This window comes from Streptomyces sp. GQ60 (genome assembly GCF_059758875.1).
Map to the genome: position 1 here is coordinate 1 of NZ_JCAXEG010000039.1, position 16756 is coordinate 16756.

Here is a 16756-nt window from a genome sequence, read left to right on the forward strand (position 1 = left end):
CCCAGTCCGGAAGTCGAGCAGGAGAAATGGGTGAAGCCTGGTCCGCCACCCCTGCGGGGGGCGGACCAGGCTTCCAGTACGGTCGAGAGAGCCGATTACGGCCTGACACTGTATTCGAAGGTGCCGAGGACCTTCGCGGCCTGCTCGCGCAGCTCTTCCACGGAGTCGGCGGTCATGGTGAGCGAGAGGAAGAAGTTCTCCTTGTTCAGCTGGGTGACCCGGTATCCGTTGGCCAGCCGCACGCTGATGACGCCGGGCAGGGCGAGCAGTTCTGCCTCGGTGGTGACGGCTTCGACCGTGCCGAGCTCTTCGGCCTCCAGCTCGACGTTGCCGAAGATCGGCTGCTCGCGCATCGGTCCCAGGTCCTGTGGCGCGTACTCACCCAGCGCCATGGAGACGACCGTCGCGATCACGTCGATGCCGTAGAGGTTCTGGATGGACGCGGGGATCCCCGTGTGAAAGCCGCCGGGCCGGGGGTTGATCTCGATGAGCTCGGTCCGGCCGTCTTCCGAGCTCCGGCCCTCGAAGTGCAGCCATAGCTGGTCGAGGCCCCGGTCGGCGCACAGCGTGTTGATCGCCTCGCACAGGACACGTACGCCGTCCCGCACGTGACTTTCCTGGGGCGGGTGGAACGAGAGCCCCGCGTCATGGTTCTTGGCGTAGTCGTAGTCGGCCTTCTCGACCGCGAGAAGCGGGTGGAAGCGGCCGTTCAGTACGGGACCGTCCACGGAGAACTCCGTGCCGGACACGAACTCCTCGGCGATCAGCTCCACGCCGCCCGACCCGGACTCCTCCAGGTTCTTCAGGTAGGCCAGCAACTCCTCCCGGTCGTCCACCCGCTCGACCAGGTACGAGGCCGCCGACTCCCGCGCGGGCTTGATGATGGCGGGGAAGAAGTCCACTGACCCCGGGTCGCCGGAAAACTTGAGCTCGGACAGGCCAAGGGCACGCATGTGCTCCCGGACCAGGGTCTTGCTCGCCAGCACGGCACGGCCGGCACCGCCGCCGGGAAGGCCGTAATGCGTGGTGAGCGCGATGCTCCACTCGAGCAGCTTCTCGACCATGCTGACGACGGCGATCGGCTCGATGCCCCGCTCGCCGACCCGAGCCGTGAGGGCCGAAAGCTCCTCGGCGTCCCAGTCGAACACGATGTGGTCGTCGCAGAGGCCGGCGTGGGGGTCGTCCGGAAGGTTGGAGACCAGCACCGGTCGCAGATCGCGAGCACGGAGCTCCTCGACCGCAGCGGGCACGTTGCCGATGGCTATCCACGAGAGGATGAGCACGGATTTCATGTCACGGGCCTCCGGAGGCTTTCGAAAGGGAGTTTCTGGTTACGCGCGGAAGTCAATGCTGGCACGGGCGGGGGCCGGACCGAATAAGCGAGATGACTACGCGGGTCGAATCCGGTGTCCGGGCGATCCTGACGGGAGCCGAGTAATCGTCGCGCGTACCTGATCCGCCCGCTCGTAAGCCGGACGGCGGTGGTGGATGAACCTGTCGCGGACGCGGGGAATGCGGGTGGGTTCGTAGGTTGCATTCCAATGTGGTGGCTTGGATGTGCCGTCCAGTTGGTCGAGCGCTTCCGCTACGGAGGTCCTGTGGTGATCGGGGTGGAGTCGTCGTGATTCGGGTGGTGGTGGTCGGCGCGGCCGGCTATATCGGCGGGGAATTGTTGCGGCTGCTCATAGGCCACCCCGAGCTCGAGGTGGTGGGCGCGGTCTCCTCGCGCTTCCCCGGCAAGCGGGTCGACGGGGTGCACCCGAACCTGCGGGCCTCCACCGATCTGCTGTTCTGCTCCGCCGACGAGGTCGGTGAGTGCGATGCGGTCTTCCTGGCCCTGCCGCACCGGGCCGTGATGACCCAGATCGACTACTGGACCCAGCGGGCCAAGGTCGTCATCGACCTGACCGGTGACTTCCGCCTCAACGACGCGAAGGTCTTCGAGCGCTACTACGGCAGTGAGCACCAGGCCCCGCATCTGCTGGACGCCTTCGTGCCCGGCCTGCCCGAACTGCACCGCGAGCGGCTGCGCGGCGCGGACAAGATCAGCGTGCCCGGCTGCATGGCCATGGCCGGCGTCCTCGCCCTCTACCCGCTCGTCGCGCACGATCTCATCGACAGGGAGGCGGGCGTCCAGCTCGACGCCCGCACCGGCTCCAGCGGCTCCGGTTCCACCGCCGGCCCGGCGAACCTGCACGCCGAACGCAGCGGTGCGATGCGCGTGTTCGCCCCGACCAGCCACCGCCACGAGGCCGAGATCTCCCAACACCTGGGAATGCCCGCGGCGATGACCGCCACCGGCGTCGAAGCAGTCCGCGGGGTCCAGACCATCTGTCACACGACCCTGCGCCCCGGCGTCGACAAAGCCGCTCTCCGGCGGGCCTATCGCGAGCAGTACGCCGACGAGCCCTTCGTCCGCATCGTCGCGCACCAGCGCGGCATCTTCCGCTACCCCGACCCGAAGATCCTCTTGGGGTCCAACTACTGCGACGTCGGTTACGCCCTCGACGAGGACACCGGACGCCTGACCACCATCGGCGCCCTCGACAACCTCGTCAAGGGCGGGGCGGGCAACGCCGTCCAGTGTCTCAACATCCGCATGGGCTGGCCCGAAAACTTCGGCCTCACGTTCCCAGGCCTCCACCCCCTCTAGCCCTCGCCCACCGGAGAGACCGTGACCACCGCACCACTCACCGTCGTCAAATGCGGCGGCAATCCGTCCGTCGACGCCGCGGGCATCTGTGCCGACATCGCCCGCCTCGTCCACGAAGGGCATTCCATCGTCCTGGTCCACGGAGGCTCCGGAGAGATCAGGCGGCTCGCCGGCGAACTCGGTGTCCCGCAGCGCACCCTGGTCGCCCCGGACAACGTCTCCACGCGGTACACCGACCCGGCCACGCTCGAAGTGGTCGTCCTGGCGCTGACCGGCGCCGTCAAACCCAAACTGGTCGCGGAACTCGCCCGCCACAACGTGCCCGCGGTCGGACTCACCGGCATGGACGGCGGCATGCTCCGCGCCCGCCGCAAGTCCGTCATCCGCTCCGTCGTCGACGGCCGTACCGTGCTGATCCGCGACAACCACAGCGGCCGGATCACCACGGTCAGCGCCGAACTGCCCGAAACGCTGCTGCGCCTCGGCTACGTCCCGGTCATCTCGCCGCCCGCCATCGACGAGCACGACCGCCCGGTCAACGTCGACGCCGACCGCGTCGCGGCGGCGCTCGCCGTCGCACTCGGCGCCGACCAGCTGCTGCTGCTCACCGGGGCACCCGGCGTCCTCGCCGACCCGGACGACCCCACCAGCGTGCAGAGCGCCCACGACATATCCCCGACCGGCGCGCCCGACCCCTCCGCCACCGGAGGCATGGCGCTCAAGCTCATCGCCGCACGCGAAGCACTCACCGGCGGAGTCGGCACCGTACGCATCGCGGACGGACGTACCTCCGCCCCCGTCAGCCAGGCACTCGCAGGAGCCGGCACCACGGTGCGCATCGCCCCTGCCGGGGAGCCGGCCCACAGCTCACGCGAAATGGAGGTCCTCGCATGACCGACCCGAAGGGCAAACCGGCCGTGTGGCAGGGCGGCACGGTCTGGCTGACCGGACTGCCGAGCGCGGGCAAGACCACGATCGCGGTGTGCCTCGCCGAGCGGCTGCGGGCCGAGGGACACCGGGTGCAGGTGCTCGACGGCGACGTTGTCCGTCCGGCGCTCTCGTCGGAACTGGGCTTCTCGAAAGAGGACCGGGACACCAACGTGCGCCGGATCGGCTACGTGTCCGGGCTGCTCGCCGCTCACGGCGTCACCGTGCTGGTGCCGGTCATCGCTCCGTACGCGATGTCACGGGAGGCGGTGCGTGACCAGCACGCCGCACAGGGCGTGCCCTATCTCGAGGTGCACGTGGCGACTCCGGCGGAGATCTGCGCGGACCGGGACGTGAAGAGCCTCTACGCCAAGCAGGCCGCGGGCGAAATCAGCGGCCTCACCGGTGCGGACGACCCCTACGAGGCGCCGACGGCCCCCCACCTTCGCCTCCACACGCAGGACCAGACCGTCGAGGAGTCGGTCCAGCAGGTCTACGCGGTGCTCACTGAGCGAGGTCTGTCATGACCGTGGTGACCCCGGCCGTGCTCACCGGCCCGCGGCGCTCCCCGGCGCCGCCCCCGATGACCCACCTCGAAGCACTGGAATCCGAGGCGGCACACATCTTCCGTGAGGTGGCTGGCGAGTTCGACCGGTCGACGCTGCTGTTCTCCGGCGGCAAGGACTCGATCGTCATGCTGCACGTGGCGCTCAAGGCGTTCGCCCCGGCGCCACTGCCGTTCTCGCTGCTGCACGTGGACACCGGCCACAACTTCCCCGAGGTGATCGCCTACCGCGACCGCGTCGTCGAGCAGCACGGCCTCCACCTCGACGTGGCGTCCGTGCAGTCGTACATCGACGACGGAAGGCTCCGCGAGCGCCCCGACGGCACCCGCAATCCCCTGCAGACCGTGCCCCTGCTCGACGCGGTCCGTGACGGCCGCTTCGGTGCGGTGTTCGGCGGCGGCAGGCGGGACGAGGAGAAGGCGCGCGCCAAGGAGCGGGTGTTCAGCCTGCGGGACGAGTTCGGCGGCTGGGATCCGCGCCGGCAGCGGCCCGAGCTGTGGCAGCTGTACAACGGTCACCACCAACCGGGCGAGCACGTCCGGGTCTTCCCGCTGTCCAACTGGACCGAGCTGGACGTCTGGCAGTACATCGAGCAGGAAGACATCGCGCTGCCGGAGATCTACTTCGCGCACCGGCGCCAGGTGTTCCAGCGCGACGGCATGTGGCTGGCGGCCGGCGACTGGGGCGGGCCCCGAGACGGTGAGCCCCTGTGCGAGCGCCAGGTCCGGTACCGGACGGTCGGCGACATGTCCTGCACCGGCGCCGTCGACTCGTCGGCCTCGACGGTGGGCGCCGTGATCGCGGAGATCACGGCGAGCCGGGTGACCGAGCGCGGTGCGAGCAGGGCCGACGACCGGCTGTCCGAGGCCGCCATGGAGGACCGCAAGCGAGAAGGGTACTTCTAGATATGTCAACGGGCATCACGGAAGAGGCAGTGCAGGGCGGTGCCTCCGACCGGCTTCCGGGTGGCCTGCTGCGGCTGGCCACCTGTGGTTCGGTCGACGACGGCAAGTCCACCTTGGTCGGACGGCTGCTGTACGACACCAAGTCCGTTCTCGCCGACCAGGCGGCGGCCATCGAGGAGGTGTCGCGCAGGCGGGGCCACGAGGGGCCCGACCTGGCGCTGCTCACCGACGGCCTGCGGGCCGAGCGGGAGCAGGGCATCACCATCGACGTGGCCTACCGCTACTTCGCCACGCCCCGGCGCCGGTTCATCCTGGCCGACACCCCCGGGCACGTGCAGTACACCCGCAACATGGTGACCGGTGCCTCCACCGCCGACCTCGCCGTGGTGCTGGTCGACGCCCGCAGCGGCGTCATCGAGCAGACCCGCCGGCACGCGGCGGTCGCCGCCCTGCTGCGCGTCCCGCACGTGGTGCTCGCCGTCAACAAGATGGACCTGGTGGGCTACCAGGAGACGGCCTTCGCCTCGATCGCCAAGGAGTTCACGGCGTACGCACGTGAGTTGGGCGTGCCCGAGATCACCGCGATCCCGATCTCGGCGCTGGCCGGCGACAACGTGGTGGAGCCGTCGGCCAACATGGACTGGTACGGCGGCCCGACCGTTCTGGAGCACCTGGAGACGGTACCGGTCAGCCACGACCTGGCCTCCCGTCACGCACGCCTTCCGGTGCAGTACGTGATCCGCCCGCAGACCGCCGAGCACCCCGACTACCGGGGCTACGCCGGACAGATCGCAGCCGGCACCTTCCGGGTCGGTGAGCCGGTGACCGTGCTGCCCTCGGGCCGCACCTCCAAGGTCTCGGGGATCGACCTGCTCGGCGAGGCCGTGGACACCGCCTGGACGCCGCAGTCGGTCACCCTCCTCCTGGAGGACGACATCGACGTCTCGCGCGGCGACCTGATCGTGCCGACCGGCGACGAACCCGCCACCACGCAGGACGTCGAGGCGACCGTCTGCCACGTCGCCGACCGGCCCTTGACGGTGGGTCAGCGGGTGCTGCTCAAGCACACCACCCGCACCGTCCAGGCGATCGTCAAGGAGATCCCGTCCCGGCTCACCCTGGACGACCTCTCCCAGCACCCGAACCCGGGGAAGCTGGTCGCCAACGACATCGGCCGGGTCACGGTGCGCGCCGCCGAGCCGCTCGCGCTCGACTCGTACGCCGACTCGCGCCGCACCGGGTCCTTCCTCCTGATCGACCCGGCGGACGGGACCACGCTCGCGGCCGGCATGGCGGGCGACCCCTTCGCCGCCGCCAAGGCCCCGGTCGCGGTGAACGGGGAGGGGCAGGACTTCTGAGGGCCCGTCCGCACCGCCGAAGACCTACCGACCGACCCGCTGCGCGGCGGAGTGGAGACTCCGCCGGACGTGAGCACCGGGCCTGCAAGAGGAAATCCTCCCGTGCCTGCGAGCCGTACGCCCCGCACCACCCCGCGCCGCAGCGCCGCCGCTGCCGCCGCCCTGCCCCTGCTGTTCGGCGTGCTCGCCGCCTGCGGCTACGGCTCGGACGCCAAGAAGGACGACAAGGCTGACAAGGCCGACAAGGCCGCGCAGGTCGCCGACGGCGCCAAGAAGCTCTCCGCCGATACCGTCAAGATCGGCTACTTCCCGAACCTGACGCACGCCACCGCGCTGGTCGGCGTCCAGGAGGGCCTGCTCCAGAAGGAGCTCGGCGGCACCAAGGTGCGGAGCGTGACCTTCAACGCCGGGCCCTCCGAGATCGAGGCGCTCAACGCGGGCTCCGTCGACATCGGCTGGATCGGCCCCTCGCCCGCCATCAACGGTTTCACCAAGTCGAGCGGCAAGAACCTGCGCATCATCGGCGGTTCGGCCTCCGGCGGCGTCAAGCTGGTCGTCAACCCGGACAAGGTCAAGTCCGTGGACGACCTCAGGGGCAAGAACATCGCGACCCCGCAGCTGGGCAACACCCAGGACGTGGCCTTCCTCAACTGGATCAACGAGAAGGGCTGGAAGGTCGACGCCCAGAGCGGCAAGGGCGACGTCAACGTCGTCCGCACCGACAACAAGATCACCCCGGACGCCTACGCGTCCGGATCCATCGACGGCGCCTGGGTGCCGGAGCCGACCGCGTCCAAGCTGGTCTCCGACGGCGCGAAGGTCCTCCTGGACGAATCCGACCTGTGGCCGGACAAGAAGTTCGTGATCACCAACATCATCGTGTCGCAGAAGTTCCTCAAGGACCACCCGGACGTCGTCGAGGCGGTCCTGCGCGGCTCGGTGAAGACCAACGAGTGGATCAGGGCCAACCCGGACGAGGCCAAGACCTCCGCGAACGCCGCGCTGAAGGCGCTCTCGGGCAAGGAACTGCCCGCGGAGGTCATCGATCCGGCCTGGACGTCGATCGAGACCACCGATGACCCGCTGGCCGCCACCCTCCGGGCGCAGGCCGACCACGCCGTCAGGGCCAACCTGCTCAAGAAGCCCGACCTGAACGCCATCTACGACCTCGCCCCGCTCAACAGGGTCCTCAAGGCTCTGGGCAAGCCCGAGGTCTCCGACGCCGGTCTCGGCGTCAAGTAGCGGTCGCAGTACCAGGTTCCCCAGGAGGTGACGACCTTGGCGATGACCCTCGCCACAGCCGAGGATCGCGAGACGGTGGCACACGCCGCCCGGATCGGGCACGTCTCGAAGTCCTTCGCCGGCCCCGCCGGGCCCCAGCTCGTACTGGACGACATCACGCTCGATGTCGCGCCGGGCGAGTTCGTCACGCTCCTGGGGGCCTCCGGCTGCGGCAAGTCGACGCTGCTCAACCTGGTGGCGGGCCTTGACCGACCGACCGCGGGAACCATCGAGACGCCGGGCGGACGGCCCGCGCTGATGTTCCAGGAGCACGCGCTGTTCCCGTGGCTGACCGCCGGCAAGAACATCGAACTGGCCCTGCGGCTGCGCGGCGTGGCCAGGGCGGACCGGCGCACCCGCGCCCAGGAACTGCTCGAACTCGTACGCCTGAACGGCGCCTACGGCAAGCGGGTGCACGAGCTGTCCGGCGGCATGCGCCAGCGCGTCGCGATGGCCCGCGCGATCGCCCAGGGCAGGCAGCTCCTCCTGATGGACGAGCCGTTCGCGGCCCTGGACGCCATCACCCGGGACGTCCTGCACGACGAGCTGACCCGCATCTGGCGCGAGACGAACCTGTCCGTCCTGTTCGTCACGCACAACGTCCGCGAGGCCGTCCGGCTCGCCCAGCGGGTCGTGCTCCTGTCCTCCCGGCCGGGCCGGGTGGACCGCGAGTGGACCGTGGACATCCCGCACCCGCGCCGCATCGAGGACTCCGACGTCGCGGAGCTCTCTGTAGAGATCACCGAACAACTACGGGGGGAGATCCGCCGCCATGGCCGGCACTGACACCGCGGTTGACGCCAAGGCCGCCGCCCACGACCTGGGCAGCCTCGAAGCGGGCCTGGACGCCCTCGACTCCGTACAGACGCACCGTGCCCCGGTGCGCGAGGTGCTCGTCAAGAAGGTCCTGCCGCCACTGATCGCCGTGGTCCTGGTCCTCGCCGTCTGGCAGGGCCTGGTCCGGGCCGGGGTCACCGACCCGACGAAGCTTCCCTCGCCGTCGTCGGTGTGGACCAGCCTCACCGACCTGTGGCTCCAGGGCACCCTGCTCGACGTGGTGTGGACGAGCGTCTCGCGGGGTCTGCTCGGCTTCCTGCTGGCCCTGGCCATCGGCACGCCGCTCGGCCTGCTCGTCGCCCGGGTGAAGTTCGTCCGAGCGGCGATCGGCCCGATCCTCTCCGGCCTCCAGTCGCTGCCCTCGGTGGCCTGGGTCCCCCCGGCCGTCCTCTGGTTCGGCCTCGACAACTCCATGATGTACGCCGTGATCCTGCTCGGCGCCGTGCCCTCCATCGCGAGCGGCCTCGTCTCGGGCGTCGACCAGGTGCCGCCGCTGTTCCTGCGGGCGGGCCGCACGCTGGGCGCGACCGGGCTGCGGGAGGCCTGGCACATTACGATGCCGGCCGCGCTGCCCGGATACCTGGCGGGCCTGAAGCAGGGCTGGGCCTTCTCCTGGCGCTCGCTCATGGCGGCCGAGATCATCGCCTCGTCCCCGGACCTCGGCCTGGGCCTCGGTCAATTGCTGGAGAACGGCCGCAACAACTCCGACATGCCAGGGATCTTCCTGGCGATCATCCTCATCCTGATCGTCGGCATCGTCATCGACCTGCTGATCTTCAGCCCGTTGGAACGCAGGGTGCTGCGCAGCCGCGGCCTCCTGGTGAAGGGCTGAGGACGCCCGGTGCGCGTGAGCCGCGGCATACCGGTGGGTGCGCCGTGCGGCCTGTGCATGCAGGACCACCTCGACCGTGCCGCCCCATGCAGAACCGTCCGGCACCTACGCCCGGACGGCTACCGGCCCGCTCAGCTCTTCGGCGCGGACAGAACACAGAATTCGTTGCCCTCCGGGTCGAAGAGCGTCACCCAGTGCTGCTCGTCCTGCACGGCGTCGGCGCGCCGGGCACCGAGGGAGAGCAGCCGGGCGACCTCGGCCTCCTGGTCGTCGGGGCGGAAGTCGGGGTGGAGCCGGTTCTTCTTCGTCTTGCCCTCGGGGACAGGGACGAAGAGCAGTCCTGGCATCTGGTCCGGCTCGGGCCGGATCTCGATGATCTCGTCGGATTCGTCGACCACGACCCAGCCGAGAGCCTCGGCCCACCAGCGCCCGAGGGCGATGGGGTCGGAAGCGTCGACGGTGATCTGTTCCCATTCGAGTGCCATGGGCGTGAGCATAGTGAGGGTCGGCCTGCTGCCAGGGCCGGGGTGTCCGAACCCGCCGCCCTCTTGCCGCTCAGCAGCGATACCGCCCGATCAGCTGTCCACAGCTGCCCTGGGCGGTTGCTCCGGAAGGGCACGGTGAATGCGGAGCGCGCAGGAATTCAGGGAATTCACCGCAACGGCAGCGGCGTAACCGGTGGCCGTCGGGAGGTCGGTGAGGCGCCAACCCGGAAGGTCGCCGCGTACGTCGTCGGCCGCGAGGTCGCGGCCGAGGCCGGTGCCCAGCCCCTTGAGGTAGGCCTCCTTGCGGGCCCACAGGCGGGCGAACGCCGCCGGCCGGTCTGCCGGGGCAGCCGCCTCGACTTCCTCGCGTTCCGACGGATGCAGCCGTTGCGTGAGTTGCTCGGCAACCTCGGGTTCCGGCACGGGCTCCGCATCGATGCCGATCGGCACGGGGGCGACTCCGATCAGCACCAGATCTCGGCTGTGGGAGAGGGAGAATTCCACGGAGGCGGACGCCAGTACGGGGCGCCCGTGCGGCTCCCGGCAGCACGGGCAGGGAGCGCGGGTGAAGCGAAGCGCCTCGGGTGCCACACCGGTCAGACCGGACAGGGCCGCACGAAGCGCCACGTGGGCAAACCCGTAGAGCGTACGGTCACGGTCGTGCAGGAAGGCCGCCATGCGACGGCGTTCCCCGTCGTCCAGAACCGACAGGTCGAGCGAGGACTCCGAGACGCCGGCCGGAATCCGCAGCGCCCATATGTGCACGTCGCTCATGTCGCACGCTCCTTACGGGTCCGGGGAAACGGCCCCGGTCCTCATGGGCAGGCTCTGAAGGCCTGCCGTCGGAGGACCGGGACTCTTGAAAGGGCCGCAGGTCACAGCGTGGTGACCGGCGGATCGCCCCGGGCCTATTCGCCCCAGTCCTCTTCGACCTCGGGCGCGAGAGCGAGCACCATGGGGCTCAGCGCCACGATCTCCAGCTCGCTGCGGCAGCCCGCGCACTCCAGAATCTCGTTGAGCCGCACGGATTCGCTGATCTGTATCCCTTCCTCGCACTCCGGACAGGCCTGCGCCGTGGTCGCGGTCATGGTCATGAGATGTGTTCCTTCCGATCGGTCCTCCCGGAGCGGGCCGCCGTGTCGAGGGCCGTACGGACGGCCCTCACGACCCGCTCCGCGGTGAGGTCGTAATGTGCGACGAGGTGTTCCTGGTTGCCCACCTCGTCGACGAACTTGTCCGGCATGCCCAGCCTCAACACCCGTGTGGGCTCGGCCTCCGCCAGTGTCTCGGCCACCGCGCCGCCGAGGCCGCCGCTGCGCCAGTGCTCTTCCAGCGTCACCACGAGCGAGGCGGGCCGGGCCGCTGCCACCAGCGTCTCCGTATCGAACGGCCGCAGGGTGTGCATGTTCAGCACGGTGGCCTCGATGCCGTGTCCGGCGAGGACCTCCGCCGCGTCGAGGCAGGCGAGCACCGGGTAGGGGCCGCAGGCGGCGAGCACCACGTCGCCGCCCTGCCGAAGCGTCTGCGCCTTCCCGATGACCGGTGGCGGGGCCGCCGGCAGTGCCGGGGTCGGTTTGCGGCCGAGCCGGACGTAGAGCGGTCCGGCCAGGTTCAGGCTCTGCTCGACGAACGCCTCGGTGGCGGCGGCGTCGGCCGGCACCACCACGGTCATTCCGGGCAGTACCCGCATCACGGCGAGGTCTTCCAGGGCCTGGTGCGTCGGACCGAGGTGGCCCGCGGCGAGACCGCCATGAGTCGCCATGATGCGGACGGGCAGCTTGTTGTAGGCGATGTCGATCTTGATCGCTTCCAGCGCCCGGGAGGTGGCGAAGGCGGCCATCGTGTTGACGAACGGAATCCGCCCGCACGCGGCCATCCCGGCAGCCGTGCCCATCAAGTTGTGCTCGGCGATGCCGAGGTTGAGGTACTGGTCGCCGGCCGCCGCGGCGTACTCGGCGTTGAACAGACCGGTGTCGGAGTCCAGGCACATCAATTCGGGATGCCGCTGCAGCAGAGGAAGCAGGCTGTCCCGGTACGCCTCTCGGGTCGCGCGGCTCATCCGGTGGCCTCCGTGGCGTGCAGTGCGCGGACCGCCCGGGCGTGATTGCGCGGCGACAGGGTCACGTAGTGACTGGCACTGCGGCCGGCGAGGAACGGAAGGCCCTGGCCCTTGACCGTGCGAGCGATCAGCATGCTCGGTTTGCCCGGCTCCCACGGCGCGGCGTTGAGATGTTCCGCCAGCCCGTCCGGGTCATGGCCGTCCACGTCACGGACCGCCCAGCCGAAAGCCCGCCAGCGATCGGCCAACGGTTCCATCGGCGCGATGCCCTCGGTGGCGCCGGTCAGCTGAAGCTCGTTGCGGTCCACCACCGCCACCAGCCGATCGAGGCGCAGCGACGCGGCCGCGATGGCCGCCTCCCACACCGAGCCTTCCTGCAGCTCGCCGTCGCCCATCAGTACGAAGGTACGAGAGTCACGGCGGGCATACCGGGCGGCCAGCGCGAACCCGCAGCCCAGCGCGAGTCCGTGGCCGAGCGAACCGGTCGGCAGCTCCACACCGGGCACCGCACGTACGGGATGGCCCATCAGCCGACTGCCGGGGCGTCCGTATCCGGCGAGTTCCTCGACCGGGAAGAAGCCCTTCTCGGCCAGCGCGGCGTAGAGACCGATGGCGGCGTGGCCCTTGCTGAGCAAGAAGCGGTCGCGATCCGGGTCGTCCGGCCGCTGCGGGTCCACGTTCAGCACCGAGAAGTACAGGGCGGCAAGGATGTCGGCGCTGGAGAACGCGCCGCCGAGGTGGCCGCCTTCGGGACCCGCGCACATGTCGACGACATGGGACCGGATGCGTGCGGCGACCGTGGCCAGGGCCTCCCGCTCCAGGAGCTGGGTGCCGGTCATGAGGCCGCCTTCGCGAGTGTGCCCACCATGTCCCTGTTCGCCCATACCTTCTCGAAGGCGTCCGCGTACAGACCGAGCAGCTCGCCGGCGCCCGGGTGCAGATGGCGCTTCTGGATGGTGAGCGAGTCGGCGATGACCGCTCGGGTCACCGGGTAGCCCTCACCTGCGGTCGTGCCGGGCGCGCCGGTCACGGACCACGGGTAGCCGGAGCCGAAGCCGACGCGGTCCGAGAAGACCTTCTGGTCGGGCAGCGGCATCAGCTGGTACTGCGACAGCGGCACGCCCTCGGCGCGCAGCAGCCGCCGCAGCGCCGAGCGCAGCGCCTGGGGCCGCACACCATCGAGGCCGAACGCGGCAGGGTCGAAGCGGAAGCGCAGGATGTGCCAGGCGTGGGTGGTGTCCGGCAGTGCGGTCGGCACCGTCAGGCCCGGCAGCTCGGCCAAGCGCGCGAGGAAGCCGGTGACGTTCTCCTGCCGGGCCCGCTCGTAGGCGTCGAACCGGTCGAGCTGCGCGATGGTGAACGCGGCCTGGAGGGCGTTCATCTTGTAGTTCCAGCCCAAGCCGTACGAAATGTAGTCGCGGTCCCGGCCGGCCTCGATGTCCTCGCCGAACTGCCGTCCGCGGCGCATCTTCGCGGCCAGTTCGGCGTCCTGGGTGACCAGCAGACCGCCTTCGCCGCAGGTCGGTATGTTCTTGCTGACCTGGAGGCTGAAGGCGCCCGCGTCACCGATCGCGCCGACCGGTCGTCCGCGGTGCGTCGCGCCGGGAGCCTGGGCGGCGTCCTCGACGATCGCGAGGTCGTACTTGCGGGCGATCGCGGTGAGCCGGTCCATGTCGGCGGGCGCGCCGTGCAGGTGCACGGGGATGATCGCCCTGGTCCGGGGAGTGATCCGGCGCTCGACATCGTCCGGGTCGATGTTGAAGGTGACCGGGTCGATGTCGGCGAAGACCGGCACGGCCATCTGGTGCACGGGGGCGAGCCCCGTGGCGATGAAGCTGAACGCGGGCACGATCACCTCGTCGCCGGGTCCGACGCCGAGTGCGGCGAGGGCGAGGGCCAGGGCCGCGGTGCCGTTGGACACCGCGACGCACGTCTCGTGGCCGAAGCGGCGGGCCCAGTACTCCTCGAGTTGGGACACCGAGTTCACGCCGTCGGTGTCGGACACCAGGCGCGGGCCGTCGAGTGCGTCGAGGACGGCCTTGCGGTCCTCGTCCTCGATCAGCGGCCACTGCACGTGGCGCCGGTCCTTCGGCACGGCGGCCGTGCCGCCGAACGCTGCCAGCTTGCTCATCACTCTCCAGTCCGTTCAGTCACGGAGGTTGGTCGGGGTACGTTCACAGCCGCGCCGCCGCCGCTTCGACAGCGTCGACCGCGCGGGCATAGGCGGCGCGCAGCAGCGTGGCGTGGTGCGCGATGTCGGGCGCGGCCGCACGCGGGTCGCCGTGGCCGTGCGCGCCGGTGAATCGCAGTCCGGTCCACGCGTGGGCGACGGTCTCGACCGCGCGGCCCGCCCCGGCGAGCACCGGGTCGTTCCAGTCGTGGCCGCAGCGGCGCAGGAGCTCGCCGTGCAGCGAGGCCTGCGCCTGCATGGCCCAGCCGAACGGGTACAGCTCGCGCAGCGCGCCCGCGTCCCCTGCCCGGCACCGCTCCACCAGTTCCGCGGCGAACACGTCGTACCCGGCGAGCCCGGTACGGGCGGAGGTCTCCGCGGTGAAGCCGTCGATGTTGGCGCGCAGGTAGCCGCCGAGCAACTCGGGTGTCAGAGGTGCTGGTTGCGTGCCGATGCGGACATCGAGGCAGCGTCGGCCGATCTTCGAGTCGCTGAAGAAGGCATCCTGCACGTCGGTCGGGTTGGCCGAGCCCCAGCTGCGCAGGAACTCCTCGATGGGCACCGCGCCACGGAAGGCGGGCGGCATCGGGTCCGAGACGTAGACCACGCCACGCGTCTCGTCCAGGCCGTAGATCACTACGAGGTGCGCGGCGTGCACATCCCCGTACGCGGGCCTGAAGGGCAGGTGGAAATTGTCCACGGCGGCGATGACGAGCCGGTCGTCGGCCAGCTGCTCGCGTACCTCGCGCCACACGTCGCCCTCGTCTGCGGGCTGCCACCAGCGGGCGCTCAGGTCGTGGTGCGGGGCAAGGGCGCGGCCCAACTCGCCTTCGGCGCAGGGATAGTAGAACTCCTCGGGCCTGACGTCGCCCGGCAGGTGCAGGAACTGCCAGCCCGCCCCGAGCACGGCCAGCGGGTCGGCGCCCTCGCGAGCCAGCAGCGCACCGAACGTGGCCTGCAGACAGCTGATGAGGTCGCGATACCACAGCTCGGGCTCTGGACCGGTGATCGTGTATGTACGTGCTGTCGCCTCGGCGGTCACGTCAGGACTCCGTCCGCTGCAGGGTGAGGGCGAAGACGTGCACCGCGACGTTGCGGGGCAGCAAGATGCCGGTGAGGCCGGCGCGCCGGGTGACCGGTATCCGCTGCGCCCACATGACCGCGGGGATGCCGCGCTGCACGTGGTGCGGGTAGTGCATGACGAGGCTCTCGAAGGCCTTGACCTCGCCGAACCACGCGGGCGCCGCCCAGAAGTCGGAGACCCGGAGCGCTTCCGCGTCGACCGAGCCGTCGGCGAAGTTCAGCTGGACGGTGTCCTCGCTGCGACGCTCGGACGCGGCCAGTACGTGGATCCAGTCGTAACGGCCTTCGGGAACGGGGATGAACTGCCCGGCGCAGCGGACGTTGTCCGGCCCTTCGCAGACAGGGGGGAACTGGAAGGGGACGCCGTCCACGTGGACGAGACTTCCGCCCGCAGGCAGGTATTCGGCGGCGAAAGAGTTTCGCCACACATTGAATTCGCCCAGCTTGGTCTCCGTCGCCGCGGAAATGGCCGTGTTATTGCGATGGTCGGAGATGTCGACCGTTTCGCACAGTCCACTTCTAACGGGGAGTGCCGAAGCCTCCATCACGTCGCACGCGTCACTGAACGCCTTTTCTGCATGCAGTGCACTTTTGGTGGAGGGTACCGAAATCTCCGTCAAGTTACCCACCTCATTGAAGACATTCTCAAGTCTCAACACTCCAGGGCAGCCGAGGACCGGACTGCCTGTCGTTCTCTTCGCCCACGTCCCGGTTACCTTGAATGCCTGAAACGCCGCTCTGTGCACTCGCCGGCTCATCATCGTGATCATTTCTGCCGGGACGCTCACGGACGCAGCGCGGCAGCACGCAGCTTCTCGTAGTACGGCATGTGGTAGTCGCGGTAGGCGCTCAGTGTCGGGTCCGCCGCGACCGTCTCGGCCGCCGCGCCCGAGCTGCGCGCGAAGCCGGCGGTCTGGCTGGTCGACTGGTGCCACTTGCTGGTCGACTGCCACTCCGAGCGCATGCCCGGCTGCCAGTTCAGCGCCTCCGGGACGAAGGGGATGCCCACCGCCTCGCAGTAGGCGCGCACGGTCTCGGCCGGGCGGTCGAGCAGATCGTCGGAGTCGATCACGACCGGCGTGGTGCCGGTGGCGGCCTGCACGGCGGTGAAGATCTCGTACAGCCACGCGAAGCCGATCTCGTCGCGGCCGAGGTCCGGGTTCAGCTTGTGGTGCGAGGCGATGGCCTCGGCCGGATCGCGAATGATGAACGTGTGGGTCGCGGCCGCGAGGAATTCCTCGTCGGCGAGGAGCGCCGGATAGTGGAAGTCCGTCGTGTCCTTGAAGAACACCGGCTTGTCCGCGGCCATCGCACGCAGCGCCGTGAGCACGTCCTGCTCGTTGTGCGCGATCCGGTCACCGACCTCGACCTCGCCGAAATCGACCACCCGGGAGAGCGGTTCGTGCACGACGACATGGTCGTCGCGTTCGGCCATCATCCGCGCGAACGCGGTGGACCGGCAGCGCGGCGCGCTCCACAAAGCGAGTACCGGGATCCTCTCCGGTGTGCGTCCCACGATTTCCCCCTCTACTCCGGTGTGCCGTGAACTCTTCCGGCAGATATCGACATCCGGACCAGCCTGACACGGCAAGAACGAGCA

General features: G+C 69.8%; 18 protein-coding genes. 8 read left to right on the top strand and 10 right to left on the bottom strand.

Going from position 1 to position 16756, the window contains the following annotated elements; translation table 11 throughout:
- Positions 1–95 precede the first annotated feature (95 nt).
- Positions 96–1292: an ATP-grasp domain-containing protein gene (locus AC6CKD_RS37305; protein WP_498333783.1), complete on the bottom strand. Its 1197-nt coding sequence runs from the start codon at positions 1290–1292 to the stop codon at positions 96–98.
- 329 nt (positions 1293–1621) lie between these two features.
- On the opposite strand from AC6CKD_RS37305, the gene argC reads away from it, so the two are divergent.
- The 8 genes from argC to AC6CKD_RS37345 all read left to right on the top strand — a co-directional run bounded on the left by argC (position 1622) and on the right by AC6CKD_RS37345 (position 9359).
- Entirely contained in the window at positions 1622–2653 is a 1032-nt protein-coding gene (gene argC / locus AC6CKD_RS37310; RefSeq protein WP_498333784.1) for an N-acetyl-gamma-glutamyl-phosphate reductase, read from the top strand.
- A 21-nt stretch (positions 2654–2674) separates the two neighbouring features.
- The gene (locus tag AC6CKD_RS37315; protein ID WP_498333785.1) at positions 2675–3547 is read left to right on the top strand and encodes a [LysW]-aminoadipate kinase; all 873 of its coding nucleotides are present in this window, start codon (positions 2675–2677) and stop codon (positions 3545–3547) included.
- On the top strand, positions 3544–4107 hold the full coding sequence (gene cysC / locus AC6CKD_RS37320) for an adenylyl-sulfate kinase (protein WP_498333786.1): 564 nt from the start codon (positions 3544–3546) through the stop codon (positions 4105–4107). The genes AC6CKD_RS37315 and cysC overlap by 4 nt, the downstream gene beginning before the upstream one ends.
- Positions 4104–5051 (top strand): sulfate adenylyltransferase subunit CysD, encoded by a 948-nt coding sequence (gene cysD, locus AC6CKD_RS37325; protein WP_498333787.1) that lies wholly within the window; start codon positions 4104–4106, stop codon positions 5049–5051. Before cysC ends, cysD begins: the two co-directional genes overlap by 4 nt.
- A 2-nt stretch (positions 5052–5053) precedes the next feature.
- Positions 5054–6409, top strand: coding sequence for a sulfate adenylyltransferase subunit 1 (locus tag AC6CKD_RS37330; protein ID WP_498333789.1), 1356 nt, complete (start codon positions 5054–5056; stop codon positions 6407–6409).
- Positions 6410–6511: 102 nt separating this feature from the next.
- On the top strand, positions 6512–7651 hold the full coding sequence (locus AC6CKD_RS37335; protein WP_498333791.1) for an ABC transporter substrate-binding protein: 1140 nt from the start codon (positions 6512–6514) through the stop codon (positions 7649–7651).
- A gap of 42 nt (positions 7652–7693) precedes the next feature.
- A complete protein-coding gene (locus AC6CKD_RS37340) occupies positions 7694–8476 on the top strand; it encodes an ABC transporter ATP-binding protein (protein ID WP_498333793.1) in 783 nt (260 codons plus the stop codon).
- A complete protein-coding gene (locus tag AC6CKD_RS37345) occupies positions 8463–9359 on the top strand; it encodes an ABC transporter permease (protein ID WP_498333795.1) in 897 nt (298 codons plus the stop codon). The genes AC6CKD_RS37340 and AC6CKD_RS37345 overlap by 14 nt, the downstream gene beginning before the upstream one ends.
- Before the next feature lie 131 nt (positions 9360–9490).
- Here AC6CKD_RS37345 and AC6CKD_RS37350 read toward each other — a convergent pair whose 3' ends face one another.
- The 9 genes from AC6CKD_RS37350 to AC6CKD_RS37390 form a co-directional block, all read right to left on the bottom strand.
- Entirely contained in the window at positions 9491–9844 is a 354-nt protein-coding gene (locus AC6CKD_RS37350; RefSeq protein ID WP_498333797.1) for a VOC family protein, read from the bottom strand.
- Positions 9845–9934: 90 nt separating this feature from the next.
- Positions 9935–10618 carry a 4'-phosphopantetheinyl transferase family protein gene (locus tag AC6CKD_RS37355; RefSeq protein WP_498333799.1) on the bottom strand — a complete coding sequence of 228 codons (684 nt, stop codon included), beginning with the start codon at positions 10616–10618 and terminating at the stop codon, positions 9935–9937.
- Positions 10619–10752: 134 nt separating this feature from the next.
- Positions 10753–10938, bottom strand: coding sequence for a lysine biosynthesis protein LysW (locus AC6CKD_RS37360; RefSeq protein WP_498333801.1), 186 nt, complete (start codon positions 10936–10938; stop codon positions 10753–10755).
- Positions 10935–11903 (bottom strand): transketolase family protein, encoded by a 969-nt coding sequence (locus AC6CKD_RS37365; RefSeq protein WP_498333803.1) that lies wholly within the window; start codon positions 11901–11903, stop codon positions 10935–10937. Before AC6CKD_RS37365 ends, AC6CKD_RS37360 begins: the two co-directional genes overlap by 4 nt.
- The gene (locus AC6CKD_RS37370) at positions 11900–12742 is read right to left on the bottom strand and encodes a transketolase (RefSeq protein WP_498333804.1); all 843 of its coding nucleotides are present in this window, start codon (positions 12740–12742) and stop codon (positions 11900–11902) included. The genes AC6CKD_RS37365 and AC6CKD_RS37370 overlap by 4 nt, the downstream gene beginning before the upstream one ends.
- Entirely contained in the window at positions 12739–14034 is a 1296-nt protein-coding gene (locus tag AC6CKD_RS37375) for a DegT/DnrJ/EryC1/StrS family aminotransferase (RefSeq protein ID WP_498333806.1), read from the bottom strand. Before AC6CKD_RS37375 ends, AC6CKD_RS37370 begins: the two co-directional genes overlap by 4 nt.
- A gap of 43 nt (positions 14035–14077) precedes the next feature.
- Entirely contained in the window at positions 14078–15115 is a 1038-nt protein-coding gene (locus AC6CKD_RS37380) for a BtrH N-terminal domain-containing protein (protein WP_498333808.1), read from the bottom strand.
- Position 15116: 1 nt separating this feature from the next.
- The gene (locus tag AC6CKD_RS37385) at positions 15117–15776 is read right to left on the bottom strand and encodes a beta-sandwich domain-containing protein (protein ID WP_498333810.1); all 660 of its coding nucleotides are present in this window, start codon (positions 15774–15776) and stop codon (positions 15117–15119) included.
- A 164-nt stretch (positions 15777–15940) separates the two neighbouring features.
- Positions 15941–16672 carry a sulfotransferase-like domain-containing protein gene (locus AC6CKD_RS37390; RefSeq protein ID WP_498333812.1) on the bottom strand — a complete coding sequence of 244 codons (732 nt, stop codon included), beginning with the start codon at positions 16670–16672 and terminating at the stop codon, positions 15941–15943.
- Positions 16673–16756: the final 84 nt, after the last annotated feature.

Bases quoted from the DNA above. Each gene is read 5' to 3' on its own strand.
- AC6CKD_RS37370 (WP_498333804.1), bottom strand. From the start codon at position 12,742: ATGACCGGCACCCAGCTCCTGGAGCGGGAGGCCCTGGCCACGGTCGCC.
- AC6CKD_RS37360 (WP_498333801.1), bottom strand. From the start codon at position 10,938: ATGACCATGACCGCGACCACGGCGCAGGCCTGTCCGGAGTGCGAGGAA.
- AC6CKD_RS37305 (WP_498333783.1), bottom strand. From the start codon at position 1,292: ATGAAATCCGTGCTCATCCTCTCGTGGATAGCCATCGGCAACGTGCCC.
- AC6CKD_RS37375 (WP_498333806.1), bottom strand. From the start codon at position 14,034: ATGAGCAAGCTGGCAGCGTTCGGCGGCACGGCCGCCGTGCCGAAGGAC.
- cysC (WP_498333786.1), top strand. From the start codon at position 3,544: ATGACCGACCCGAAGGGCAAACCGGCCGTGTGGCAGGGCGGCACGGTC.
- cysD (WP_498333787.1), top strand. From the start codon at position 4,104: ATGACCGTGGTGACCCCGGCCGTGCTCACCGGCCCGCGGCGCTCCCCG.
- AC6CKD_RS37355 (WP_498333799.1), bottom strand. From the start codon at position 10,618: ATGAGCGACGTGCACATATGGGCGCTGCGGATTCCGGCCGGCGTCTCG.
- AC6CKD_RS37350 (WP_498333797.1), bottom strand. From the start codon at position 9,844: ATGGCACTCGAATGGGAACAGATCACCGTCGACGCTTCCGACCCCATC.
- AC6CKD_RS37330 (WP_498333789.1), top strand. From the start codon at position 5,054: ATGTCAACGGGCATCACGGAAGAGGCAGTGCAGGGCGGTGCCTCCGAC.
- AC6CKD_RS37365 (WP_498333803.1), bottom strand. From the start codon at position 11,903: ATGAGCCGCGCGACCCGAGAGGCGTACCGGGACAGCCTGCTTCCTCTG.
- AC6CKD_RS37340 (WP_498333793.1), top strand. From the start codon at position 7,694: ATGACCCTCGCCACAGCCGAGGATCGCGAGACGGTGGCACACGCCGCC.
- AC6CKD_RS37345 (WP_498333795.1), top strand. From the start codon at position 8,463: ATGGCCGGCACTGACACCGCGGTTGACGCCAAGGCCGCCGCCCACGAC.